Source organism: Streptomyces sp. CMB-StM0423, assembly GCF_002847285.1.
Lineage (GTDB): Bacteria > Actinomycetota > Actinomycetes > Streptomycetales > Streptomycetaceae > Streptomyces.
In genome coordinates this window covers 5,406,892-5,430,087 of the sequence record NZ_CP025407.1, presented here as the reverse complement: position 1 = coordinate 5,430,087, position 23,196 = coordinate 5,406,892, and the positions used below count along the sequence as shown (strand labels likewise).

Annotated in this window: 17 protein-coding genes; 9 read left to right on the top strand and 8 right to left on the bottom strand. The window is 73.5% G+C overall.

Annotation, left to right across the window (positions count from 1 at the left end):
• Window positions 1–245: 245 nt before the first annotated feature.
• From CXR04_RS23645 to CXR04_RS23615, 7 genes are all read right to left on the bottom strand, one after another.
• Entirely contained in the window at window positions 246–2,558 is a 2,313-nt protein-coding gene (locus CXR04_RS23645) for a HelD family protein (RefSeq protein ID WP_101424299.1), read from the bottom strand.
• A 246-nt stretch (window positions 2,559–2,804) separates the two neighbouring features.
• Window positions 2,805–3,524, bottom strand: coding sequence for a zf-HC2 domain-containing protein (locus CXR04_RS23640; RefSeq protein WP_101424298.1), 720 nt, complete (start codon window positions 3,522–3,524; stop codon window positions 2,805–2,807).
• Window positions 3,521–4,069, bottom strand: coding sequence for a sigma-70 family RNA polymerase sigma factor (locus CXR04_RS23635; protein WP_101424297.1), 549 nt, complete (start codon window positions 4,067–4,069; stop codon window positions 3,521–3,523). The genes CXR04_RS23640 and CXR04_RS23635 overlap by 4 nt, the downstream gene beginning before the upstream one ends.
• Before the next feature lie 70 nt (window positions 4,070–4,139).
• Window positions 4,140–5,288, bottom strand: a complete 1,149-nt coding sequence (locus CXR04_RS23630) for a uroporphyrinogen-III synthase (RefSeq protein WP_101424296.1) — start codon at window positions 5,286–5,288, stop codon at window positions 4,140–4,142.
• A gap of 51 nt (window positions 5,289–5,339) precedes the next feature.
• Window positions 5,340–6,725 carry an MFS transporter gene (locus CXR04_RS23625; RefSeq protein WP_101424295.1) on the bottom strand — a complete coding sequence of 462 codons (1,386 nt, stop codon included), beginning with the start codon at window positions 6,723–6,725 and terminating at the stop codon, window positions 5,340–5,342.
• Window positions 6,726–7,121: 396 nt separating this feature from the next.
• Window positions 7,122–7,652 carry a hypothetical protein gene (locus tag CXR04_RS23620; RefSeq protein WP_101424294.1) on the bottom strand — a complete coding sequence of 177 codons (531 nt, stop codon included), beginning with the start codon at window positions 7,650–7,652 and terminating at the stop codon, window positions 7,122–7,124.
• Between the two features lie 450 nt (window positions 7,653–8,102).
• A complete protein-coding gene (locus CXR04_RS23615; RefSeq protein ID WP_101424293.1) occupies window positions 8,103–9,128 on the bottom strand; it encodes a LysR family transcriptional regulator in 1,026 nt (341 codons plus the stop codon).
• 84 nt (window positions 9,129–9,212) lie between these two features.
• Here CXR04_RS23615 and CXR04_RS23610 point away from each other — a divergent pair, with 84 nt between their 5' ends.
• From CXR04_RS23610 to CXR04_RS23595, 3 genes are all read left to right on the top strand, one after another.
• Complete coding sequence (locus CXR04_RS23610; RefSeq protein WP_234380443.1) at window positions 9,213–10,607, top strand: MFS transporter; 1,395 nt, start codon at window positions 9,213–9,215, stop codon at window positions 10,605–10,607.
• Between the two features lie 281 nt (window positions 10,608–10,888).
• On the top strand, window positions 10,889–12,526 hold the full coding sequence (locus tag CXR04_RS23605) for an FAD-binding oxidoreductase (protein ID WP_101424292.1): 1,638 nt from the start codon (window positions 10,889–10,891) through the stop codon (window positions 12,524–12,526).
• Between the two features lie 458 nt (window positions 12,527–12,984).
• Window positions 12,985–14,259 (top strand): lactonase family protein, encoded by a 1,275-nt coding sequence (locus CXR04_RS23595; RefSeq protein ID WP_234380442.1) that lies wholly within the window; start codon window positions 12,985–12,987, stop codon window positions 14,257–14,259.
• Between the two features lie 36 nt (window positions 14,260–14,295).
• On the opposite strand, the gene CXR04_RS23590 is transcribed toward CXR04_RS23595, so the two are convergent.
• A complete protein-coding gene (locus CXR04_RS23590; protein ID WP_101424289.1) occupies window positions 14,296–15,255 on the bottom strand; it encodes a LysR family transcriptional regulator in 960 nt (319 codons plus the stop codon).
• Window positions 15,256–15,355: 100 nt separating this feature from the next.
• Between CXR04_RS23590 and CXR04_RS23585 the strand changes: the two genes are divergently transcribed.
• The 6 genes from CXR04_RS23585 (at window position 15,356) to CXR04_RS23560 (ending at window position 23,130) form a co-directional block, all read left to right on the top strand.
• Window positions 15,356–16,360, top strand: a complete 1,005-nt coding sequence (locus CXR04_RS23585) for an NADP-dependent oxidoreductase (protein ID WP_101424288.1) — start codon at window positions 15,356–15,358, stop codon at window positions 16,358–16,360.
• Window positions 16,361–16,564: 204 nt separating this feature from the next.
• Window positions 16,565–17,869: an ABC transporter substrate-binding protein gene (locus CXR04_RS23580; RefSeq protein ID WP_101424287.1), complete on the top strand. Its 1,305-nt coding sequence runs from the start codon at window positions 16,565–16,567 to the stop codon at window positions 17,867–17,869.
• Window positions 17,866–18,882, top strand: a complete 1,017-nt coding sequence (locus tag CXR04_RS23575; RefSeq protein ID WP_101424286.1) for a carbohydrate ABC transporter permease — start codon at window positions 17,866–17,868, stop codon at window positions 18,880–18,882. Before CXR04_RS23580 ends, CXR04_RS23575 begins: the two co-directional genes overlap by 4 nt.
• A 53-nt stretch (window positions 18,883–18,935) precedes the next feature.
• Window positions 18,936–19,700 (top strand): carbohydrate ABC transporter permease, encoded by a 765-nt coding sequence (locus tag CXR04_RS23570; RefSeq protein WP_101426556.1) that lies wholly within the window; start codon window positions 18,936–18,938, stop codon window positions 19,698–19,700.
• A 27-nt stretch (window positions 19,701–19,727) separates the two neighbouring features.
• Window positions 19,728–22,070, top strand: a complete 2,343-nt coding sequence (yicI, locus tag CXR04_RS23565) for an alpha-xylosidase (RefSeq protein WP_101424285.1) — start codon at window positions 19,728–19,730, stop codon at window positions 22,068–22,070.
• 16 nt (window positions 22,071–22,086) lie between these two features.
• On the top strand, window positions 22,087–23,130 hold the full coding sequence (locus CXR04_RS23560) for a LacI family DNA-binding transcriptional regulator (RefSeq protein ID WP_101426555.1): 1,044 nt from the start codon (window positions 22,087–22,089) through the stop codon (window positions 23,128–23,130).
• Window positions 23,131–23,196 lie beyond the last annotated feature (66 nt).

The following is a 23,196-nucleotide window of genomic DNA, read 5'->3' as shown; positions in this document are numbered from 1 at the left end:
AATGGGCCGGGGAGGTGGGCCCGGACCGGCCCCGGGAAAGGCTGCGGGCCGGGTGCGCGGCTGCTGCCGCACACCCGGCCCGTACGCGCCTGGTGGCACCGACCCGCCAGCTCGCCTCGCGGCAAGTGGGCGCTCGAAGCGCCGATGGTTGGGCCCGGGGGCATGGATCGGGCCGGTGCCACACCCAGGCTAACAAACCCTCCCGGTAAGGCCATTCCCGTCTCGGCGGCCCCTGTGGCGCCTGCTCACGGTCGCAGCAGGTCGGGGACGCCGTCGGCGTCCGGCAGGTCCGGGGCGGTGGCGACCACCGTCAGCCGCTGCGTCGCCCGGGTGAGGGCCACGTACAGCACCCGCAGGCCCGCGGGCGACTCCTCGGCCATCTCCGCGGGCGAGAGCACCACCGTCGCGTCGTACTCCAGGCCCTTGGCCTCCAGGCTGCCCAGCACCACCACGCGCTCCCCCAGCTCCGCCAGCCGGCCGCGGGCCTCCTCGCGGCGGCCCATGGGCACCACGACGCCCACCGTGCCGTCCACGTCCGCCAGCAGCCGTCCGACCTCCGCGCGCACCGTGTCGTACGGATCCGCCCCCGCCGCCGCGAACGCCGGCACCACCCCGGTCGACCGCACCGCCTCCGGCGGCTCGGTGCCGGGCATGGCCAGCGCGAGGACCCGGGAGGCGACCTCGGCGATCTCCGCCGGGTTGCGGTAGTTGACGGTCAGCGTGAAGCGGCGCCGCGGGCGGCTGCCCAGCGCCTCGGTACGGGCCGCGGCCGCCTCGTCCGGGTCCGGCCACGAACTCTGCGCCGGGTCGCCGACGACCGTCCACGTCGCGTGCCGCCCGCGGCGGCCCACCATCCGCCACTGCATCGGCGTCAGGTCCTGCGCCTCGTCGACGATGACGTGCGCGTACTCCTGCCGCTCCTCGTCCCGGCGGCGCGCGGCGGGCGCGGTGCGCTCCCCGTACGTCGTCAGCTCCTCCAGGCCCGTCAACTGGTCCAGCGGGTCCAGCTCCCGCGGCCTGGCCGGCTTCGCGGGCGCGCCGAGCAGCACCTGCAACTCGTCCAGCAGCGCCACGTCGTGCACGGTCAGCCCGTCGCGGGCCAGCGAGCGGGCGACGCCGCGGACCTCGCCGTGGGTCAGCACGCGCCGCGCGAAGCCCGCGAGGCGCCGCTCGTCGGCGAGCGCCGCGAGCACCGTGCGCGGCGTCAACTCCGGCCACCAGGCGTCGAGGAAGGCGAGGAAGTCGTCCTCGGTGGAGATGTCCTCGTCGAACCCGGCCCGCGCCTCCGCGGCCAGCTCCGGGTCGTCGTAGCGCGGCCGGGCGCCGGACTTCTGCCACAGCGCGTCCAGCAGGAAGCGGCGGGCCCTGGCCCGCAGCAGGTTCACCGGCGCCGTACCGCCGAGGACCGCCTGCCGTACGCGCCGCAGGTCCCGTGCGTCCAGCTCCACCCGGGCGCCGAACGCGACCACCCGCAGCCGCTGCGGCACGTCGCCCGCCGTCAGCACCCCGCGCGCGGCCCGGCGCAGCACCCGCACCATCCGCGCCGAGCCCTTGACCCTGGCCACCCGCGGCTCGTCGTACAGCGTCGCCTCCGTGGCCTCGACGAGCGAGCCCACCGCGCGGATCGCGACCTGCCCCTCCTCGCCCAGCGACGGCAGCACGCCCTCGGTGTACGCCACGAGCAGCGGCGTCGGGCTGACGACGAGGATCCCGCCCGCGTACCGCCGCCGGTCCTGGTACAGCAGGTACGCGGCGCGGTGCAGCGCCACCGCCGTCTTGCCGGTGCCGGGGCCGCCCTCGACCTCCGTGACGGACGCGGCGGGGGCGCGGATGACGGTGTCCTGCTCGGCCTGGATGGAGGAGACGATGTCGCGCATCGCGTGCGTACGGGCCCGGCCGAGGGCCGCCATCAGCGCGCCGTCGCCGACGACGGGCAGCGCGGCGCCGGCGAGCGTCACGGACAGCTCGGGCCGCAGCAGGTCGTCCTCGACGCCGAGCACCTTGCGGCCCTTGGAGCGGATCACGCGGCGGCGCACGACCCGGCCGGGGGCGACGGGGGTGGCGCGGTAGAAGGGCGCGGCGGCGGGGGCGCGCCAGTCGATGACCAGCGGGGCGTAGTCGGCGTCGAGGACGCCGAGGCGGCCGATGTGCAGGGTCTCCGCGATACGGGCGCGCTGTTCGCCGTTGCCGCCGGTACCGCCGTCGCCGCCGGTGCCGACGGCGGTCACGGCGTCGTCTGCGGGCTCGACGGAGGTGTACGCGCCGTCGGGGCCGCGGACGCCGTCCTTGCCGGGCAGGAGGTCGACGCGGCCGAAGAGGAAGTCCTCGAACTCGCTGTTCAGCCGGTTGAGATGGACGCCGGCGCGGAAGACCTGCGCGTCGCGCTCGGCGAGCGCGCCGGGGGTGCCGACCTGGCCGCGCTTGGCGGCGTCGCTCATGAGGAACTCCGCCTCGTGGATCTTCTCCTCAAGGCGGTCGTACACGCGGTCCAGATGTTCCTGCTCGGCCTGGATCTCGCGATCCCGGACGGAGTCCGGGGCGGTGATGTGCGCGGTCACCCGCGGCCCCCTTCGTGCGGACAAGGCAGCCGTTCATCTTACCTCTCGCACGGGGGTGACCGGAGGTCAGCCCAGGTCGACGGGGGTGTGGGGGCGGAGAGGGCCGGACCGGTCGCGGCGGCTCGGGGCACGGAGGCCGGGCTGGAGCCGACGGGTGTGAGGGGACCGGCCCGGCCGCCGGGTGCGGTGGGGTGTGGCACGGCCGGGTGACCGGAGGTCAGCCCAGGTCGACGGGGGTGTGGGGTGTCAGCCCACCTCTGCCGGGACGATCACCAGTCTGTCGCCCTCCGACGTGACCACCTCGAAGTGGTCGATGTCGTCCGGGGACATGCTCGTGCCGCCCGACGTCCGCAGGCTGTTGCCGCCGCCCTGGCCGCTCGCGCCCGCGTTTCTGCCGTTGCCGGCGCCGTAGCCGTCCGCCGGGACGCCCCAGCTCGTGACCGTCTCGTGCGAGCCGTCCTTGCCCACGGCCTGGAGGTCGCAGCGGCGCGGGCCGCTCACCCCGCGCAGATCCAGGTCCACGCTCGTGCCCCAGGTCACCGGGCGCATGCTGATCCTGGCCGCCACGCCCGTCTCCGGGTCCACGGCCCGTACCTCCTGCCCGGACACGTCCGCGCGGCGCTGCTCCGCGGCCGGCTCGTCGCCGGCCAGCACCACCGCCGTCACCACCGGCGCCGCGACCGCCACCACCGCGGCCGCCGTCACCGCGACGACCAGTCGCCTGCGCACCCGGCGCTGCCGGGCCCGTACCGCCGACAGCTCCGAAAGCAGCCGGTCGAGCGTGCCCGGCGGCGGCTCCTGCGGCGGCGGCACGTCCGCCAGCATGTCGGCGACCGGCGCCAGTTCCGCCAGCGCCGCGGCGCACCGCTCGCAGCCGGCGAGATGCTCCTCGAACCGCTCCGCCTCGTCGTGCTCCAGCGCGCCGATCGCGTACGCCCCGACGTCCGGATGCCGTTTGCCGGTCACGGCACCACTCCCCGTTCCTCCAGCGACAGCCGCAGCGAGCGCAGCGCGTAGAACACCCGTGAGCGCACCGTTCCCACCGGTACGCCCAGCACCTCGGCCGCCTCGTTCGCCGTCCGGCCCTTGAAGTACGTCTCCACCAGCGCGGCGCGGTGGGCGGGCGTCAGGTCGGCGAGCGCGTCGGAGATCGTCATCAGCCGCAGCACCCGGTCGGTGTCGTCGGCGGCCGGGACGCTCTCCAGCGGCGCGGGGTCCGTCTCGCGCGGGCGCGCCTGCCGGCTGCGGTGCCCGTCGATCACTATCCGGCGGGCCACGGTGACCAGCCAGGGCCGCACGGAGCCGTCCGCGGCCGCCAGTTCGCCGGCGTGCCGCCAGGCGCGCAGCAGCGTCTCCTGTACGACGTCCTCCGCCCGGTGCCGGTCCCCGGCGACCAGGCGCAGCACGAAGCCGAACAGCGGGCCCGCGTGCTCGCGGTAGAGAACCCGCATCAACTCCTCGTCGGGAGTCGGCTTCGAGCGCTGCGCTGCCACCACGGCATCGTCCCGCATCCCTCACCTCCGGGTCGAGGAGTACGGGGATCGCCGCCGGAGCGTTCAACGGTCCGCCCGCGCGGATGCGTTATGGCTGGATCTCGGCGTATTTGTCGTCCGCGGGCGGGTCGAGGGACAGCCGGTAGCCGCGCTTGACGACGGTCTGGATGAGCTTGGGCACGCCCAGCGCCGTACGCAGCCGGGTCATCGCCGTCTCCACCGCGTGCTCGTCGCTGCCCGCGCCCGGCAGCGCCCGCAGCAGCTCCGCGCGGGAGACGACCCAGCCGGGGCGGTGCGCCAGGGCACGCAGCAGCGACATGCCGGCCGGCGGCACGGGGCGCAGCGCGCCGTCGATGATCACGGCGTGGCCGCGGATCTCCATGCGGTGCCCGCCGACCGGCAGCGTCCGTACGCGGCCGGGGAGTTCGAGGGCGACGAGCTGGACGAGCGGCCCGAGGCGGTAGCGCTCCGGCTGGGCGGTCGGCACGTCGTGCCGCTCCAGCGGCAGCGCCGTGAGCGGCCCGACGCAGGCGGGCAGCACGTCGTGGCGCAGGGCGTCGAGGATCTCGTCGCGGCAGTGCCGGGCGGCCGCCCGGTCCAGGAAGCTCGCGGCGGCCGGGGCACTGGTGAACGTCACGGCGTCCACGCCGCGGGCGGCGACCGCCTCCAGCAGCCGGTCCAGCGGCGCGGGGTCCTCCGGCGGCATCCAGCGGTAGACCGGTACGACGATGACCTCCGCCCCCGCGGCCCGTAGCGATTCGACGAACCCCGGCAGCGGCTCGCCGTGCTGCTGCAGCGCCACCCGACGGCCCTCGGCGCCCTCGGCGAGCAGCCGCTCCAGCACCTCCGCCATCGACTCCGACGCCGGCGACCACGACTCGGTCAGCCCCGCCGCCCGGATCGCGCCGCGCACCTTCGGCCCGCGCGCCAGCAGTTCGACGCCCGCGAGCTTGTCGAGCAGCGCGTCGCCGAGGCCCCAGCCGCCGGCGGCCTCGACCCAGCCGCGGAAGCCGATGGCGGTGGTGGCGAGGACGACGTCGGGCGGGTCGCCGATGAGCGCCTTGGTGGTGTTGAGCAGTTCGTCGTCGTCGTGGAGGGGCACGATCCGCAGCGCGGGCGCGCGGTGCACGACCGCGCCGCGGCGGGCCAGCAGGGTGCTCAGCTCGTCCGCGCGGCGGGCGGCCGTGACTCCGACGGAGAAGCCCTCCAGGGGTTTGACCTCGGCGGGTACGGTCATGGTTCGCTGCTCCCCGGTCGGTGCCGTTCGTGCCGTGCCATGGTGCTCCGCTCACACCCCCGCGTAGGCGGGCTGCCGCGGCTCCGGGCCGTCCGCGCCGTCGGCGCGCGCCGCGGGCGTGCGCGGCCCCCGCAGGTACACGACCCACGTCACCACGAAGCACACAGCGTAGAAGACGAGGAACGCCACGCAGGCGGCCGTGCCGTTGCCGTTGGCGAGGAACGACTGCCGGAAGGCGAGGTTGATGCCGAGCCCGCCGAGCGCCCCGACCGCGCCGATGAGCCCGATCGCGGCGCCGGAGAGCCGCCGCGCGTACGCGTTGGCCTGCTCGCCGCGCAGCCCGAGGGCGAGCGCCTTGGCCTGGTAGATGCCGGGGATCATCTTGTACGTGGAGCCGTTGCCGAGCCCGGAGAAGAGGAACAGCCCGACGAAGCCCACGAGATAGACGGGCAGCGACTCCCGTACGGACGCGAAGACGACGACGGCCGTCGCGCCGGCCATCGCGGCGAAGTTCCACAGCGTGATCCGCGCCCCGCCGTACCGGTCCGCCAGCCAGCCGCCGACCGGCCGGATCACCGACCCGAGCAGCGGCCCGATGAACGTCACGGCCGCGGCCTGCAGCGGGGTGCGGTCGAACTGGGTCTGCAGCACCAGCCCGAAGGCGAAGCTGTAGCCGATGAACGAGCCGAAGGTGCCCACGTACAGAAACGACATGATCCACGTGTGCGCGTCCCTGACCGACTCCTTCGCCGCCCCGGTGTCGTTCCGTACCGGCGCCAGATTGTCCATCCGCCACCACGCGAGCGCCGCGGCGACCACGATCAGCGGCAAATAGATCCCGAGCAGCACCCGCGGCCGCCCGTCGCCCGCGACGGCGATGACGAGCAGTGCGGCGAGCTGGATGACGGGCACCCCGATGTTGCCGCCGCCGGCGTTGAGCCCGAGGGCCCAGCCCTTGCGGTGCAGCGGGAAGAAGGCGTTGATGTTCGTCATCGAGGAGGCGAAGTTGCCCCCGCCGACGCCGGCGAGCGCGGCGACCAGCAAGAAAGTGCCATACGACGTCCCCGGCTCCATCACGGCGAACGCGACGGCGGTCGGCAGCAGCAGCATCAGGGCGCTGAACACCGTCCAGTTGCGGCCGCCGAAGCGCGCGACGGCGAAGGTGTACGGCACCCGCACACACGCGCCGACCAGGGTGGCGACGGAGACGAGGAAGAACTTCCCGGCGGCGTCGATGCCGTACTCGTCGCCCATGAACAGGACCAGGACGGAGAAGAGAGTCCAGATGGAGAAGCCGATGTGCTCGGAGAAGACGGAGTAGAGGAGGTTGCGGTTGGCGGTCTTCTCGCCCTTCTCCGCCCAGAACGCCTCGTCCTCGGGATCCCACTCCTCGATCCAGCGCTTCCCCTTGCGCGGGGTCTGCCCGGAGCCGGTCATCGCAGCCGTCCCTGCCCTTCGTCGGCGGGCCGCCGCCCGCGGGCGGGGCGGCGGATCTGGTTCAGGGTGACCGTAGGGACGGTGGGTTTCCACCCTGTGTTGACAAGTGACGCACGCGCAACCTTGCCCTCACTCAAGGGGTACTTGACACGTGAGGAAAAGGCGTTCCCGGCGGTGGGAGCGGCGCTGCACGGGGGCGGGGCCTGGGAGTTCGCCGGGTTCACGCGGCCGTAACACGGGCCGCCGCGGCGGCGCCCGCGCCCGGCCGGAGCGGACGGTTCCGGCCCGGGACCCGGGCCTTGAACGTACGGCGCAACGCCGTGGCGGCTGCCGCCCGGGGCCGGGATGCTCTGGTGCGCGCGGCTGCGTTCCGGGTCCCCGCTCCGGGAGCCCGCCTCACAGCCCGCCTCCCGGCCGCCACCGGCCCGGGTGCCCGGGCCCGAGGGCCAGATCCCGCCGCGCCGCCGCGTAGTACGCCTCGCGCGCCATCCGCTGGTCCCCGACCAGGGCCGACCACGCACCGGGACCGCGGGTCCCGTCCCGTACGAACCGCTCCATCGCCGCGACCGCCTCCGCCCACGCCCGGCCCGCCTCGACCACCTCGGGCGAGCCGAGCAACAGCATCTCCTCCCACGCCAGATCGCGGGCCTGCGAGGCATCGCCCAGCCGCGGAGCGGCCTCTTGCGGCGGCAGCGGATGGGGGTTGCCGTCGTTGCCGAGGTGGGCACCGACGCGGAACAGCAGGCTGACGGCCGACTTCACGGCGAGGGCGTAGCCCTGGTACGCGGCGAGGCGCCGCTCCTCCCACCGCACGACGCGCTCACGCCGGAACCGCACCCGCTCGCCGTGCATGACGGCGGCATACGACCCGAGCGCCCCGACCACCACCCCGACCAGAGCGGGCAACTGCTCCGCGAACTCCCCCACGCCCGCACCGTATCCGCCCGGCCGAAGGTCCCGCCCCCGGCCCGCGGCAACTCACGCCCGCCGCTCGCGCTCCCGCTCGCCGAACAGGCTCAGCCGGCGCCCGGAAGAAGTTCCGCGGGACCTGCAACCCGGGGCGGGGCCGCACGTCTTGTGGGATGAGGGCGCTTTCGGACCGCGGCACGAGCGGACCGGGTACCGGCCCGGTCGCAGCCGCCGGAGCGCATCGCCTCGCATCGAGTTCGGGCCGAGGCGGTGGCGGCGCGGTGGCAGGGCACCGGGTGGGAAACGGCCCGGACCGCGCGGGTTCTACGCCCTCGGCCTGTCCCCGGGCGGTGCCCGGAAGGCGCCCGTGCCGGGCCAGGACGCCGGCACCGGCGGCAGCCTCACGGGCATCCACGCCTCCCCGGCAGGACTGTGGACGGCCGGATTCACGAACGACGGCGTGGCGGCCTACCTTCCCGTGGCCGCCCGCAAGTCGTCGCAGGAGCCGGCGGAGGAGACGCCGCGCTCCGGGCCGTACAGGACGCGGTCCGCCTCCGGGAGCCAGGCATCGGGTGGGTGGTGGAACCAGTCGTGCTCCCGGGCCAGCTTCCGGGCCGCCGTGCGTAGTGCGGTCAGGCCCGGGTGGGTCAGGCCGTGGCGCCAGGTCAGGGAGACCGGGGACAGGGGGACCGGGTGCGTGAGGGGGCGGAGGGTCATGGCGGGGATGGGGGCGAACTCCGTGGTGGCCAGGACCGACCAGCCGTGTTTGTGGACGAGCCGCACGAACTCCGCCTCGCCGTCGATCTCCGGGAACGGTGCCGCCAGGCGGATGTCCCACGCGGCGAAGAGTTCGCGGGCCAGGTCCGTCCACTCCGCCGTCGCCGCGTTGCCGTCGGCCGCGTACAGGGTCTCGCCCGTCAGCGCCGCCAGCGGCACCTCGGTCCTGGCCGCCAGCGGGTGGGCCGACGGCAGCAGCACCGCCATCGGCTCCAGCCGCACCAGCTCGTGCCGCAGGCCCGCCCGCGTTCCCGGGGCCAGCCCCGCCACCCGGCCGAACGACACGTCCAGCCGCCCCGCCGCGATCTCCGCCGCCGCGCCCGTCAGCCCGCTGTGGAAGCGCGCGACCAGCTCCAGTTCCGGCGCCGCCGCGCGGGCCGCGTCCAGGACCCGCTGGCCCGTGCTGTAGCGGGCGCCGACGTCGACGAGCAGCGGGCGGGTCCGCGGGTCCGCCGCGGCGGCCAGGTCGTCGTACGCGGCGAGCACCCGGCGGGCGTACGGCAGCAGCCGCTCGCCTTCCGCGGTCAGCCGCACCTGCCGGGTGGTGCGCACGAACAGCTCCGCGCCCAGCTCGCGTTCGAGCCTGCGGATGTCGCGGCTCAGCGCCTGCTGCGCGACATACAGGCGGCCTGCGGCGCGGGTGAAGTGCAGGGTCTCGGCGACCGCCGCGAAGGCGCGCAGCAGCCGCGGCTCGACGTCCCGGGGTGCGGTCGGCATCCAGCCATTTCACAACGTACGCGCGTGAATGGCCAGCGATCAGGTGTTGGACCCCCGCGGCCACCTGCGGCCAGCCTTTCCCGCATGTCCCCCATACGCTCGCCGCGGTACCTCCTCGGCCCCTACCGGCTGCTCTTCGCCGTCCCCGGCGCCCGCGCCTTCACCGCGGGCAACCTCGTCGCCCGGCTGCCCATGGGCATGTTCTCCGTCAGCGCCGTCATCATGATCGCCGAGCGCTACGGCTCGTACGCCCTCGCCGGCGCCGTCCCCGCCGCCGGGCTCGCCGCCACCGCGGTCGTCGGGCCGCTCACCGCCCGGCTCGTCGACCGGCGCGGCCAGGCCCGTATCGCCGTGCCCGCGGCGGCGATCGCCGCGCTCGGCTCGCTGGTGCTCGCGCTCTGCGTCCACCTCCGCGCCCCGGCGTGGACGCTCTTCGCCGCCTACGTCCTCACCGCCACCACCCCCAACACCGGCGGCATGTCCCGCGCCCGCTGGGCCCACGCCTTCCGCGGTCCGGGACCCGGCACCCCCGGCAACGCCGCCTCCCTGCACACCGCCAACTCCTTCGAACAGGCCGCCGACGAACTCTGCTTCATGACGGGACCCGTCCTCGCCGCCCTCCTGTGCACGACCGTCTTCCCCGAGGCGGGCACGGTCACCGGCGCCGTGCTGCTGATGAGCGGCATCCTCCTCTTCGCCGCCCAGCGCGCCACCGAGCCCCCGCCCCGGCCGCGCGCGCCGGGCGAGCGGGCGGGATCGCCGCTGCGGCGGCCCGGATTTCCGCCGCTGCTGGCGGCGTTCGGCTGCGCGGGGGCGGTGTTCGGGTCGATGGAGGTAGTCACGATCGCGTACGCGGACCGCCTGGGCCGGCCGGCGGCGGCGGGCGGCATCCTCGCGCTGCTGGCGGCGGGCTCCTGCCTGGCGGGCCTCGTCTACGGGGCACGGCGGCCGGGGTTCGCGGATTCCCCCGCGGGCCCGGGGACTTCGGACGTCGCGGAGGCGCCGGTCGCGAAGGCGCCGGTCACGGAGGCATCGGTCACGGAGGCATCGGAGGCCGCGGACACCTCTGCCGCGGGCACGTCCCCCGCCGGTACGTCCGCCCCCGAACCCCTCTTCCTCCGCTGCGTCCTCGCCATGGCCGCCCTCATGCTCCTCCCCCTCCTCGCCGCCGCCACCGGCCGACTCGCCCTCCTCGCCCCCGCCCTCCTCCTCGCCGGCATGGCCACCGCCCCGACGATGATCACCGGCATGTCCCTCGTCCAGGCCCGTACCCCCGCGGGCCGCCTCAACGAGGGCATGACCCTCGCCGTCACCGCCCTCCTCGCCGGCATCGCCGCCGGGTCCGCCACCGGCGGCTGGGCCGCGGGCGGTTGGGCCGCCGGTACCCCCGCCGCCGCGTACGCCGTCCCCCTCACCGCCGCCACCGCCGCCGCGCTCGCCGCCACCGTGCTCAAGGCGACCCGCCGCCCCGCGGCCTGAAGCGGATCCACGGCCCCGGCGTTTTCCCAGGCGGTCTGCTACATTCCGTTGGCTGCGCTCCGCGCAACGCCCCACCGCAGCACCTTCCCGGCGGATCGACTCCCGCCGAGTATCAGGGAATTGGATACGGGCATTCCCAAACCGGGATTTACGTCCCGGTCACCCCGGATTAACATCTTCCCGCATCGAGCGCCGCCCCGACGAAATTCTTCTGCCTACGCAAATGCGTGCCGCCTGACTTTGTGCTGCCCATTTCCCTCTGCGCCGACGGGAGTTTTCTCATGGACCACGTCTCACGCCGGAAAGTACTTCTTTCAAGCGCGGCCGTGGGCGGTGCCGCCGCCCTCGGCACCGGCCAGCTCGCCGCCGCGACCTCGGCCGGAGCCGCCGCCCGCGGCGTGCCCGCCTCCACCATCACCCCAGCCGACGCCCGTTATCCCGACTTCGTCTCCGGCAGCAACGGCCGCTGGCGCGCCGATCCCGAGGCGATCCGGGTGGCCACGGCCACCGAGCAGGTGGTGGCCGCGGTGGAGGAGGCCGTACGGGCCGGAAAGCGCGTCTCCGTACGCAGCGGCGGGCACTGCTACGAGGCATTCGTCTACCACTCCGACGCCCAGGTCGTCATCGATCTGTCGGCGATGAACGACATCTCGTACGACCAAAAGAGACGCGCCTTCGTCATCGAGCCCGGCTGCACGCTGATGGAGGTCTATATGGAGCTCTATCGCGTCTGGGGGGTGACGATCCCGGGCGGTTCCTGCTCCTCCGTCGGCGCCGGCGGACATATCCAGGGCGGCGGCTTCGGGCTGCTGTCCCGGGCGTTCGGGCTGACGGTCGACTACATCCACGCGGTCGAGGTCGTCGTGGTGGACGCCGCCGGCAAGGCCCGCGCGATCGTGGCCAGCAGCGACGAGAACGACCCGCACCACGACCTGTGGTGGGCGCACACCGGCGGTGGCGGCGGCAACTTCGGCATCGTCACCCGCTACTTCCTGCGCGCCCCCGGCACCGGGCGGCTGGCGCCGGAGAAGCAGTTGCCGCAGCCGCCCGGCGAGGTGTACGTGCACCAGCAGTCGTGGCCCTGGAGCAGCATCACCGAGGACCGCTTCCGCACCCTGCTGCGCAACTACAGCGGCTTCTACGAGGAGTACAGCGCCCCCGGCAACCCGTACGCCGGCATGTTCAGCATGCTCGTGTGCAGCACGAAGGCCAGCGGCTCGATCTCGATGACCACCCAGATCGACGCCACCCAGCCGGACGCGGCGCGCAAGCTGGACGACTTCCTCGCCGAGATCGGCGGCCACATGGGCGACGCCCAGCCGACCACGCTCTCGACGAACGAGATGCGGGCGATGCCCGACCTCTTCGCGCCGCAGGCGCGGCCGTGGCTGGTCGCCACCCGCCAGCTCGGGGGCTCGGGCTGGGGCGGGCGGGGCGACTACAAGTCGGCCTACCTGCGGCAGGCGTTCCCGGAAGAGCAGATATCCGCGATGTACAAGAACCTCACCGAGACCGACCAGCGCAGCGCGCTCGTGTCGATCGACTCGTACGGCGCGCAGGTGAACGCGGTCGGCACGGACGCGACCGCGGCGCCGCAGCGGGACTCGATCATCAAGCTCCAGTACCAGGCGTACTGGAGCGAGCAGTCGGAGGAGGCGGCGAAGCTCGGCTGGATCCGGAACATGTACCGCGACGTGTACGCGGACACCGGCGGCGTCCCCGTCCCCAACGAGGTCAACGACGGGTGCTACATCAACTACCCGGACATCGACCTCGGTGACCCGCAGTGGAACACCTCGGACACCCCCTGGCACGACCTGTACTACAAGCAGGCGTACGTCCGGCTCCAGCGGGTCAAGGCGGCGTACGACCCGGGGAACGTGTTCCGCCACGCCCAGTCCGTCCGGCTGCCCGAGTAGGCGGCCGGCGGCGGCACCCGGCCCGGGGCGCAGGGGACCCCGGGCCGGGTGCCGCGCGCGGAGTTCGACGGGCAGGTGAGCGGCAGGTGGCGTACGGCGAAGGGGCGGGGAACGGCGATCGGTTCACGGATCCGGATCGGCCGGTGCCCTGCGATCGATGCCGAGTCGAATCGCTTCGCGTACGGCGATGCGCTCACGCACCGCGATCGGCTCGCGCAGCCCGGCCGGTTCACCTGCCCCCGCTCGGTCGCGTACCGCGGTCGGTTCACGTGCCCCGGTCAGTTCACGCGCACCGCTCGGTTCACGTGCCCCGGCCGGTCCGCGCGCCGCGACCGGGCCGCATACTGCGATCAGCCCCGTATCTAATCGCTTCCCGTCCCGTGCCACCCCCGCACCACCGCCCGATCCCCGCCCCCCGCTCCACCGGTGACCGTCCCCGCCACGAGAGGAGCACCGCCTTGCACGCCTCGGCCCCGCCCCCCGAACCCGAATCAGAACCCGCCGCCGAAAGCCCCACAGGACCGAGCCGGCGCCAGATGCTGCCGGTCTTCGGCGCCGCGGCGCTGGCGGGCGTCGTTCCCGCGCTGGGCTCCGCCTCGCCCGCGTCGGCCGCACCCGCGGCCGCGGCGCCCGCCTCCGCCGCGGCGGTAGCCCGCGGCCCCCGCGCCGTCTACGTCGGCGGCTACGCCGGCGGCCCCGGCGCCCCCGCCGGGCTCGCCGCGTTCCGCATGGCGGGCGACGGCCGTCTCACGCCGATCCAGGAGGTGCCCGGCGTCCCCAACCCCTCGTGGCTGGCGGTGCATCCGCGGCTGCCCGTGCTCTACGCCGTCTGCGAGGTGAGCACCTGGAACGGGCAGAAGGGCGGCGGCGTCGTCTCGTACGCCATCGACACCGCCACCGGCGAGCTGACCCGCACCGGCGACCAGCCCGTGCCCGGCGTCCCCGCGCACGGCGCGCTCGACGAGCGCGGCGACCACCTGATCGTCGCCAACTACGGCGGCGCCACCTTCGCCGTCGTCCCGCTCGGCGCGGACGGCACCCCCCAGCCGGTCTCGGACACCGTCACCGTCACCGGCACGGGCCCCGACCCCGAGCGCCAGAACGGACCGCACCCGCACCAGGTCGCCTTCGACCCGGCGTACGGGTACGTCTTCGGCGCCGACCTGGGCACCGATCGCGTCTGGGCCTGGCAGTTGGACGGCGAGGCCGGGAAGCTGACGCCGAACCCGCTGCCGTTCATGCAGGTCGCCTCCGGCTCGGGCACGCGGCATCTGGCGTTCCACCCGGGCGGGCGGTTCGTCTACGTCGTCAACGAGCTGACGTCGTCGGTGACGGCCTTCACGTACGACGCGGCCCGCGGCACGTTCCGCTGGCTGCAGACCCTCGGCACGCTGCCGCGCGGCTTCACCGGCGAGAGCTACTGCGCGGAGGTCGCCGTGCACCCGGACGGCAGGACGGTGTACGTGTCCAACCGCGGGCACGACAGCATCGCCCGGTTCGCGGTCGGCGCCGACGGGCGGCTCGACCTGCGCGAGACCACCTCGACCGAGGGCGCCTGGCCGCGCCACTTCGCCCTCGCCCCGGCCGGCGACGTGCTGCTGGTGGCGAACCAGAACAGCGACGACGTGGTGTCGTTCCGCGTCACCCGCTCCGGCGCCCTGCGCCGCACCGGCGCCACCGCCGCCGCACCGAGCCCGGCGTGCGTGGCCTTCGGGGGCGTACTGCCGAAGTGACGCCTCCGGTGCCGCCCCGTTCCCGGACCACGCCGCTCAGCCGGAAGTCACCGGACGGCGCGGCGGCCCGGGCACGGAGCCGGCACCGGTGGCCGCCCTGAGTTCGCGGATCAGGGCGCGGACGGAGGCGCCGGCAGCCAGCTCCGGGGTGGTGAGGTAGCCCACGGAGCGGGTCGGTCGTCCGGGTCCGAGATCGGTGATGGTGACGCCGTCGGGTGCGTCGTGCAGCGAGAGTGCGGGCATGATCGCCATGCCGAGACCTCTGCTCACCATGGAGAGCACCGCTCCGTCGTCCTCGGTCAGGACGGTCGCCTTCGGGATCCAGTCCTGCTCGGCCCACCACCGGCGGGTGGAGGAACCGCAGTTCTCGTGCCAGTCCACCAGCGGCAGGGAGCGCGGGGCGGGGTGGCCGGCCGGGTGCACCAGCGCGTAGGGCTCTTCCAGGAGTACGTCGCCGATGAGGCCGGCGGGCAGGGACGACCGGGCGCCGATCGTGGCGATGCCCACGTCGGCGCGCCCCTCGGCGACCTCGCCCGCGGTCCCCGCGCCCAGTTCGCGGACGACGTACACCTCCGGTTCGATGCCCGGGTGGCGGTCGGCGAGGTGCTCCAGGACCGGCGGGAGCAGGGAGAGGGCCGCGCTGCGGAAGGCGGCGATGCGCAGCGGTCCCGCGACCGTGCCGCGCTCGGCGCCGCGGGCCTCCGCGGCCAGGGTGTCCAGGAGCCGCAGGACCCTGCGGGCCCGGGCGGCAGCGGCGGCACCGGCCGCGGTGGGCGTCGCGCCCTTGCGGCCCCGCTCGAAGAGGACCGCGCCGACCTTTCGTTCCGTACCGCGTATCGAGTGCGAGACCGCGGACTGGGTCAGTCCGAGGGCCCTGGCCGCCGCCGAGAACCCGCGCTCGCGATCGACGGCCACGAGGATGCGCAGCTCGTGCGGGGCGAGGTCGGCGGTACCGGCCGCACCGGGTGCGGACGGCAGCGGGGCTGCGGCTGTCATAGGGGCCCACCTGCTTCTATGAGGGTCCTTCATGGCTCGGACCGTTCCATGAGCGCAACCCTCTCCCCGGCGTCCGTATTTCCTCCTTACGGTCACCGCCATGACCGAGACCGCGCTCACCGTGCACCAGACCGCCCGCCCCCACGGCTTCCCCACCCCCGGCCACTTCGCCTTCACCGAGTCCGCGATCCCGGCGCCAGGACCGGGAACGGCGCTGGTGGAGAACCTGTACTGGTCGGTGGACCCCTACCACCGGGAAATGATGGACGGGGACTTCGCGCTCCACGCGCCGCTGGAGGGCCGCACGATCGGCCGGGTCGTGCACTCCCGCCATCCGTCGCTCCCCGAGGGTGAGATCGTCTTCCACCGGCAGGGCTGGCGCACCCACGCCGTCGTCACCCCCGACCGGGCGCGTCCCGTCCCCCGTTTCGACGGCGTACCGCTCTCCGCGCACCTGAGCATCCTCGGCGGCACCGGGCTGACCGCCTACGTCGGTCTGACCCGTATCGCGGAACTGCGGGAGGGCCAGGACGTGTTCGTCTCGGCGGCGGCCGGCGGCGTGGGCACGGCCACCGGGCGGCTCGCCCGGCTGATGGGCGCGGGGCGGCTGGTCGGCAGCGCGGGCACGGTGGCGAAGGCCGCCCATCTGACCGGACACGTCGGCTACGACGAGGTCTTCGACTACCACGCGGGTCCGGCGGCCGAGCTGCTCGCCGAGGCGGCGCCCGACGGGATCGACGTCTACATGGACAACGTCGGCGGCGAGCACCTCGAAGCGGCGATCTCCTCGCTGCGGGAGTACGGCAGGATCGTGCGGATCGGCACGATCACCCAGTACAACGCCACCGGCACGCCCTACGCCCTGCGCAACCTTCCCGACATCGTCGAGAAGAGCCTGCGCATGGAGGGCTTCCTGGTCCGGAACCACGCCGACGTGCAGGAGGAGCTGTACGCATTCGTCGTGCCGCATCTGCAGAGTGGCCGCGTCACCCTCGACGAGACCGTGGTCGACGGCTTCGGCGGCATCGTCGACGGGTTCCTGGGGATGCTGCGGGGCGAGAACCTGGGCAAGATCATCGTGCGTGCGGCCGGGGCGGACGTCTGACGGCCCGGGGTGTGCCGGCCTTCCGCACACCCCGGCCCCGCCCGCCACCGCCGCCCGTCTCCGCCGTTCGCCGGCCCCGTTCGCCGACGCCATTTGTCAACGCCATTGACATACCGCCGGGCCCTCCCTAGCTTCCTCCGTCGAAGCGCTTCGACACCCCTCATCGAATCGATTCGACGAGGCCAACTCTCCCGGAGGCAGAGGATGTTGAAGGCACGGAGAAGGGCGCGCCTGCTGGCTGCCGCCCTGGCGGGAGCCCTGTCGCTGAGCACGCTCGCCGCGTGCGGCGGCTCCGACGACGGCGGTTCCGGCGACGGCAAGACCCTCCGGCTCTGGCACTACGAGGGTCCCGACAGCGCCATGGGCAAGGCGTGGGCCGAGGCCGTCGCGGAGTTCGAGGAGAGCCACCCGGGGGTGAAGGTCGAGTTCGAGGAGAAGGGCTTCGAGCAGATCCAGAAGACCGCCCCGCAGGTCCTCAACTCCGACCAGGCGCCCGACCTCATGGAGTACAACAAGGGCAACGCCACCACCGGCCAGCTCTCCCGCCAGGGCCTGCTGACCGACCTCACCGCCGAGGCGGAGAAGCGCGGCTGGGCCGACGCCGTGCCGCCGACCGTGGCGACCACCAGCCGCTACGACGAGAGCGGCGTCATGGGCTCCGGCGCCTGGTACGGCATCCCCAACTACGCCGAGTTCACGATGGTCTACTTCAACAAGGACCTCTTCGCGGCGCACGGCGTCGAGGTCCCGACGACGTTCGCGGAGCTGGAGGACGCGCTCGCGACGTTCAAGGACGCCGGGATCACCCCGTTCGCCAACGCCGGCGCCGAGTACATGGCGCAGCAGTACCTCTACCAGCTCGCGCTCAGCCGGGCCGACAAGGCGTGGGTCGACTCCTTCCAGATGGGCGGCGAGACCGACTTCTCCGACGCGGCCTGGACGTACGCCGCCGAGACCTTCGCCGACTGGGTCGACAAGGGCTACGTCGCCAGGAACTCCTCCGGCACCAAGGCCGAGGATGCCGGCGTCTCCTTCATCCAGGGCAAGCACCCGATGCTCTTCTCCGGAAGCTGGTGGTTCGGCCGCTTCCAGGCGGAGATCCAGAAGTTCGGCTGGGACACCTTCCTGTGGCCCGGCAGCGACCTGACCCTCGGCTCCGGCGGCAACCTCTGGGTGGTCCCGGAGGGCGCCGAGAACAAGGAGCTGGCGTACGACTTCATCGACATCACGATGAAGAAGGGCATCCAGAACATCCTGGGCGACAACGGCGGCGTCCCCGTCGCGGCCGACGCCGCCGCGATCACCGACCCGCAGTCGAAGGCCCTCATCGAGGACTACACGACCCTCGCCGGGAACGACGGCCTCGCCTACTACCCCGACTGGCCGGCCAACGGCTTCTACGACTCGATGACCTCCGAGACGCAGAAGCTCCTCACCGGCAGCGCGGAGCCGGGCGACGTGCTGGAGTCGCTCCAGGCCGAGTACGACGAGAACGTGCTCCAGGAATGACGGCCGCCGTCTCCAAGGACGCGGCCCGCGCCGCCGGCGGGAGCGGGACCCCCTCCCGCCGGCGGTGGCGCACAAGCCGCGGCGGCCGCCGCCGGACGGGCGGCTCGGGCCGTACGCACCGGACGTCCACCGAGGGCTCGTACGCGCTCTTCCTGCTGCCCGGCGCGCTGGCGTTCCTCGTCGTCATCGTCGTGCCGTTCGCGATGAACACCGGGATCAGCTTCACCGACTGGAGCGGCGTCGGCACGCCCGGGTTCACCGGTCTGGAGAACTACGACCGGCTCCTCGGCGACGACGACTTCCGCGAGTCGTTCCGGCACAGCCTGGCCATGGTCGCGGCGATGGCGCTGATCCCGACCGCGCTCGGGCTGGTCCTGGCCTCCGCGCTTTTCGACTTCGTCGGCCGGCACGCCGGCAGCCGCTGGGTGGCCGTGCTGCGCGCCTGCTTCTATCTGCCGCAGGTGCTGCCGATCGCGGTCGCCGGCATCGTGTGGAGCTGGATCCTGGCGCCGGAGAGCGGTTCGCTCAACGAACTCCTGGGCGCCGTCGGGCTCGACGCGCTCCAGCAGGACTGGCTCGGCGACCCGGACTGGGCGCTGTACAGCGTGATGGCCGTCATGGTGTGGGTGCAGATCGGCTTCCCGCTGGTCATCTTCATGTCCGGGCTGCAGCGCGTCGACCCGGCGCTGCACGAGGCGGCGGAGCTGGACGGTGCGGGCTGGTGGCGGCGGTTCTGGCACGTGACGCTGCCGCAACTGCGGCCGGAGATCGCGGTGGTGCTGCTGTGGTGCACGATCGCGGCGCTGAAGGTCTTCGGCATGGTGTACGTCCTCACCGGCGGCGGCCCGGGCGGGGCGACGAACGTCCCGTCGTACTTCGCGTACCAGAACTTCTTCGAGAACTTCCAGGCCGGCTACGGCGCCGCGATCTCCACCGTCCTCACCGTGCTCATCCTGGTGCTTGCGGTCGTCGCCCTGAAGCTGCAGACGAGGGCGGAGGACGAGAACTCGTGACCGCGGTCAGGAAGTACCCCGTGCTCGTGGCGCTGGTGGTGGGCGCGGCGTTCATGGTGCTGCCGTTCTTCGTGGTGCTGATGAACGCGGTGAAGTCGCCGGCGGAGTACTCCAGCGACGGGCCGCTGAGCATGCCGGACGGCGTGTACCTCGACGGGCTCGCGGACTTCTGGGAGCGCGTCGACTTCGGGCAGAAGCTGTGGAACTCGGTGCTGATCTCCGGCTCGGTGGCCGTGCTCGCGGTGGTGCTGTCGGTGCTCAGCGCGTACGCCATCGGCATCGGGCGGATCCGCGGGCGGCCGTACGTACTGGCGTTCTTCGTGCTGGCGAACATGCTGCCGCAGGAGGCGCTGGTCTACCCGGTGTACTACCTGTCGAAGGAGGCGGGCCTCTACGACACCCGGCTGAGCGTGGTGATCGTCTTCACCGTCGTGCAGTCCGCCTTCGGTACGTATCTGCTGGCCTCGGTGCTCGGCGGGTTCCCGCGCGAGGTGATCGAGGCGGCGCGGATCGACGGGGCGGGCAAGTGGCAGGTGCTGTGGCGGGTGGTGGTGCCCGTGAGCCGGCCGACGATCGGCGTGCTGATGGTGCTGTTCTTCATCTGGACGTGGAACGAGTTCCTGCTGCCGCTGGTCATGCTCGTCTCGGACGACAACCAGACCGTGTCCGTCGCCCTCGGCGTGCTCCAGGGGCAGCGGGACATGGACGCCACGATGACGAACGCCGCCGCCCTGCTGGGCGTGCTGCCGGCGATCGCGTTCTTCCTGATCTTCCAGCGGACCCTGACCCGCGGCATCGCCGTGGGCGCGGCCAAGTGACCCCCAAGTGACCCCGAGAGGCTGCGCATGAAGTTCACCGACGGCTACTGGATGCTGCGCGCGGGCGTTCGCGCCGCTTATCCGGTCGAGGTGCTCGACGTCACCGCCGGGGACGGCACGCTGGACGTGCACGCGCCGACCCAGCCCATCCGGCACCGCGGCGATCTGCTGAAGGGCCCGGTCATGACGGTCTCCGTGCACTCCCCCATGCCCGACGTGATCGGCGTGACGCTCACCCACTTCGACGGCGGCACGGACGCCGGCCCGCGCTTTCAGCTCGCCGGGGCGGAGTCGCACGCGCAGGTCTCGTACGACGACGAGCACGCCCTGCTCACCGCCGGCAGCCTCGCCCTGCGGGTGGCGCGCGGCGGGCCGTGGCGGCTGGACTTCCTCACCGCCGACGGGATGGAGCCGCTGACCTCCTCGGGGCCCAAGGGCATGGCCATCGTGGAGACCGACACCCCCGGCGGCGGCCCGGCCCGGCACTATCTGCGCGAGCAGCTCGGGCTCACCGTCGGCACCCACGTCTACGGGCTCGGCGAGCGCTTCGGGCCGCTGGTGAAGAACGGCCAGGTCGTGGACGTCTGGAACGCGGACGGCGGCACGGCCACCGAGCAGGCGTACAAGAACGTGCCGTTCTACCTCACCGACGCCGGCTACGGCGTCTTCCTCGACCACCCCGGGCGGGTGTCCCTGGAGGTGGGCTCGGAGGCGGTGTCGCGGGTGCAGTTCAGCGTCGAGGGGCAGGAGCTGACGTACTACGTCATCCACGGGCCGACGCCGAAGGAGATCCTGCGCAAGTACACGGCGCTGACCGGCCGGCCCGCGCTGCCGCCGGCCTGGTCGTTCGGGCTGTGGCTGTCGACCTCGTTCACGACCTCGTACGACGAGGGGACCGTCACCTCCTTCATCGACGGGATGGCCGAACGCGATCTGCCGCTGTCCGTCTTCCACTTCGACTGCTTCTGGATGCGCGAGTTCCACTGGTGCGACTTCGAGTGGGACCCGCGGGTCTTCCCCGACCCGGCGGGGATGCTGCGCCGGCTCAAGGAGCGGGGGCTGCGGATCTGTGTGTGGATCAACCCGTACATCGCGCAGCGCTCCCCGCTCTTCGCCGAGGGCCGTGACGCCGGCTACCTGCTGCGCAGGCCGGACGGCGGGGTGTGGCAGTGGGACAAGTGGCAGCCGGGGATGGCGCTGGTGGACTTCACCAACCCCGACGCGCGCGCCTGGTACGCGGGCAAGCTCGCGGCGCTGCTCGACATGGGCGTGGACTGCTTCAAGACCGACTTCGGCGAGCGGGTGCCGACGGACGTCGCGTATTTCGACGGCTCCGACCCGGAGCGGATGCACAACTACTACACGTACCTCTACAACCAGACGGTCTTCGACGTGCTGAAGAAGCACCGCGGCGAGGGCGAGGCGGTGGTCTTCGCGCGCTCGGCGACGGCCGGGAGCCAGCAGTTCCCGGTGCACTGGGGCGGGGACTGCGAGTCGACGTACGAGGCGATGGCGGAGTCGCTGCGCGGCGGCCTGTCGCTGGGGATGTCGGGCTTCGGCTACTGGAGCCACGACATCGGCGGCTTCGAGGGCACGCCGTCGCCGGCGCTGTTCAAGCGGTGGATCGCCTTCGGGCTGCTGTCGTCGCACAGCCGGCTGCACGGCTCGTCGTCGTACCGGGTGCCGTGGCTCTTCGACGAGGAGGCCGTGGACGTGCTGCGGGTGTTCACGAAGCTGAAGCTGCGGCTGATGCCGTATCTGGACACGGTGGCGCGCGAGGCGCACGAGTCGGGGGTGCCGATGATGCGGCCGATGGCGCTGGAGTTCCCGGAGGACCGGGCGTGCACGCATCTGGAGCGGCAGTACATGCTCGGGCCCGACCTGCTGGTGGCGCCGGTGTTCAGCGACGGGGGCGAGGTCTCGTACTACGTCCCGGAGGGCACGTGGACGCATCTGCTGAGCGGCGAGGAGGTGCGGGGGCCGCGGTGGGTGCGGGAGCGGCACGGGTTCGCGAGCGCGCCGGTGCTGGTGCGGCCGGGGGCGGTGCTGCCGGTGGGGGCGGTGGACGACCGGCCGGACTACGACTACGCGGACGGGGTGACGCTGCGGGCGTACGGGCTGCGCCCTGGGCAGCGGGTGCGGGTGCCGGTCGGGGGGCGGGAGTTCACGGTGGTCTGCGAGGGCAGGACGGTGCGGGCGTCGGCGGGCGAGGGGGAGGCGGCGGGTGCGGGTGGCGCGGCCGGCTCGGGTGGCTCGGATGTCTCCGGCGGCGCGGGCGGTGCGGGTGGGCCCTGGGCGCTGGAGGTCGTCGGCGGGCCCACGGTGCGTGCGGCCGCGGGCCGCGGCGTCCTCGTCGCGGAGCTGGGCTAAGGTCCGGCTGTCCGCCATGTCGGACGGCCGGCCGGTCGAGCAGGGGGAGTTGATGGTCAAGATCACCGATGTGGCCCGGCACGCCGGGGTGTCGCCGAGCACCGTCTCGTACGCGCTCAGCGGCAAGCGCCCGATCTCCGACGAGACCCGGCAGCGCATCGAGTCCAGCATCCGCGAGCTGGGCTACCGCCCGCACGCCGGCGCCCGCGCGCTGGCCAGCAGCAGGTCCAACGTGCTGGCGCTGGTCATCCCGTTCCGGAGCGGGATCCATGTGCCGGTCGTCATGCAGTTCGCGGTGTCGGTGGTGACGACGGCCCGGCAGCACGACCACGACGTGCTGCTGCTCACCCAGGAGGAGGGCGAGGAAGGGCTGCGGCGGGTGGCGGACACGGCGCTGGTCGACGCGCTCATCGTGATGGACGTGCAGTTGAACGACGCCCGGCTGCCGCTGCTGCGGGCCCTGGACCGGCCCTCGGTGCTCATCGGCTTCCCCGCCGATGCGACCGGACTGACCTGCATCGACCTGGACTTCGCGGCGGCGGGCGGTGCCTGCGTGACGCATCTGGCGGAGCTGGGGCACCGGTGCGTGGCCCTCGTCGGCTCACCGCCCGAGGTGTATCTGCGCGAGACGGGCTTCGCGCAGCGCGTCACGCAGGGCTTCACCGCGGCGGCCGACGAGCGCGGGCTGACGTCGACGGTGCACCCCTGCGAGGCGACCCCGGCGGCGGCGCAGGCGATGGCGGAGCGGCTGCTGCGGGAGCACCCGGAGCTGACCGGGGTGGTGGTGCACAACGAGCCGGTGGTGCAGCCGCTGATCGACGCGTTCCGACGACTCGGGCTGCGGGTGCCCGAGGACCTGTCAGTGGTGGCGATCTGCCCGGACGAGCTGGCGGAGCAGGCGCCGCTGCCGATCTCGTCGGTGGCGGTGCCGTCCGCGCAGATCGGGGCGCGGGCCGTGGAACTGCTGATGGGCAAGCTCGACGGGCGGGAGGTGCCGGAGGCGACGATGCTGCCGCCGTGGCTGACCCGGCGGGCGACGACGGCGCCGCGCGCCGGCTGAGCGGCGGGCGGAGCCGGCCCTTTGTGTGCCGGAACGGAGCAACTCATCGCGCAGTCGAAGCGTTTC

What these genes read in the sequence shown, in the direction of transcription:
- CXR04_RS23635 (WP_101424297.1), bottom strand. Translation starts at nt 4,069, where the DNA reads ATGCGGGACGATGCCGTGGTGGCAGCGCAGCGCTCGAAGCCGACTCCC.
- CXR04_RS23630 (WP_101424296.1), bottom strand. Translation starts at nt 5,288, where the DNA reads ATGACCGTACCCGCCGAGGTCAAACCCCTGGAGGGCTTCTCCGTCGGA.
- CXR04_RS23625 (WP_101424295.1), bottom strand. Translation starts at nt 6,725, where the DNA reads ATGACCGGCTCCGGGCAGACCCCGCGCAAGGGGAAGCGCTGGATCGAG.
- CXR04_RS23615 (WP_101424293.1), bottom strand. Translation starts at nt 9,128, where the DNA reads ATGCCGACCGCACCCCGGGACGTCGAGCCGCGGCTGCTGCGCGCCTTC.
- CXR04_RS23610 (WP_234380443.1), top strand. Translation starts at nt 9,213, where the DNA reads ATGTCCCCCATACGCTCGCCGCGGTACCTCCTCGGCCCCTACCGGCTG.
- CXR04_RS23605 (WP_101424292.1), top strand. Translation starts at nt 10,889, where the DNA reads ATGGACCACGTCTCACGCCGGAAAGTACTTCTTTCAAGCGCGGCCGTG.
- CXR04_RS23590 (WP_101424289.1), bottom strand. Translation starts at nt 15,255, where the DNA reads ATGACAGCCGCAGCCCCGCTGCCGTCCGCACCCGGTGCGGCCGGTACC.
- CXR04_RS23585 (WP_101424288.1), top strand. Translation starts at nt 15,356, where the DNA reads ATGACCGAGACCGCGCTCACCGTGCACCAGACCGCCCGCCCCCACGGC.
- CXR04_RS23580 (WP_101424287.1), top strand. Translation starts at nt 16,565, where the DNA reads ATGTTGAAGGCACGGAGAAGGGCGCGCCTGCTGGCTGCCGCCCTGGCG.
- CXR04_RS23575 (WP_101424286.1), top strand. Translation starts at nt 17,866, where the DNA reads ATGACGGCCGCCGTCTCCAAGGACGCGGCCCGCGCCGCCGGCGGGAGC.
- CXR04_RS23570 (WP_101426556.1), top strand. Translation starts at nt 18,936, where the DNA reads ATGGTGCTGCCGTTCTTCGTGGTGCTGATGAACGCGGTGAAGTCGCCG.
- yicI (WP_101424285.1), top strand. Translation starts at nt 19,728, where the DNA reads ATGAAGTTCACCGACGGCTACTGGATGCTGCGCGCGGGCGTTCGCGCC.
- CXR04_RS23560 (WP_101426555.1), top strand. Translation starts at nt 22,087, where the DNA reads ATGTCGGACGGCCGGCCGGTCGAGCAGGGGGAGTTGATGGTCAAGATC.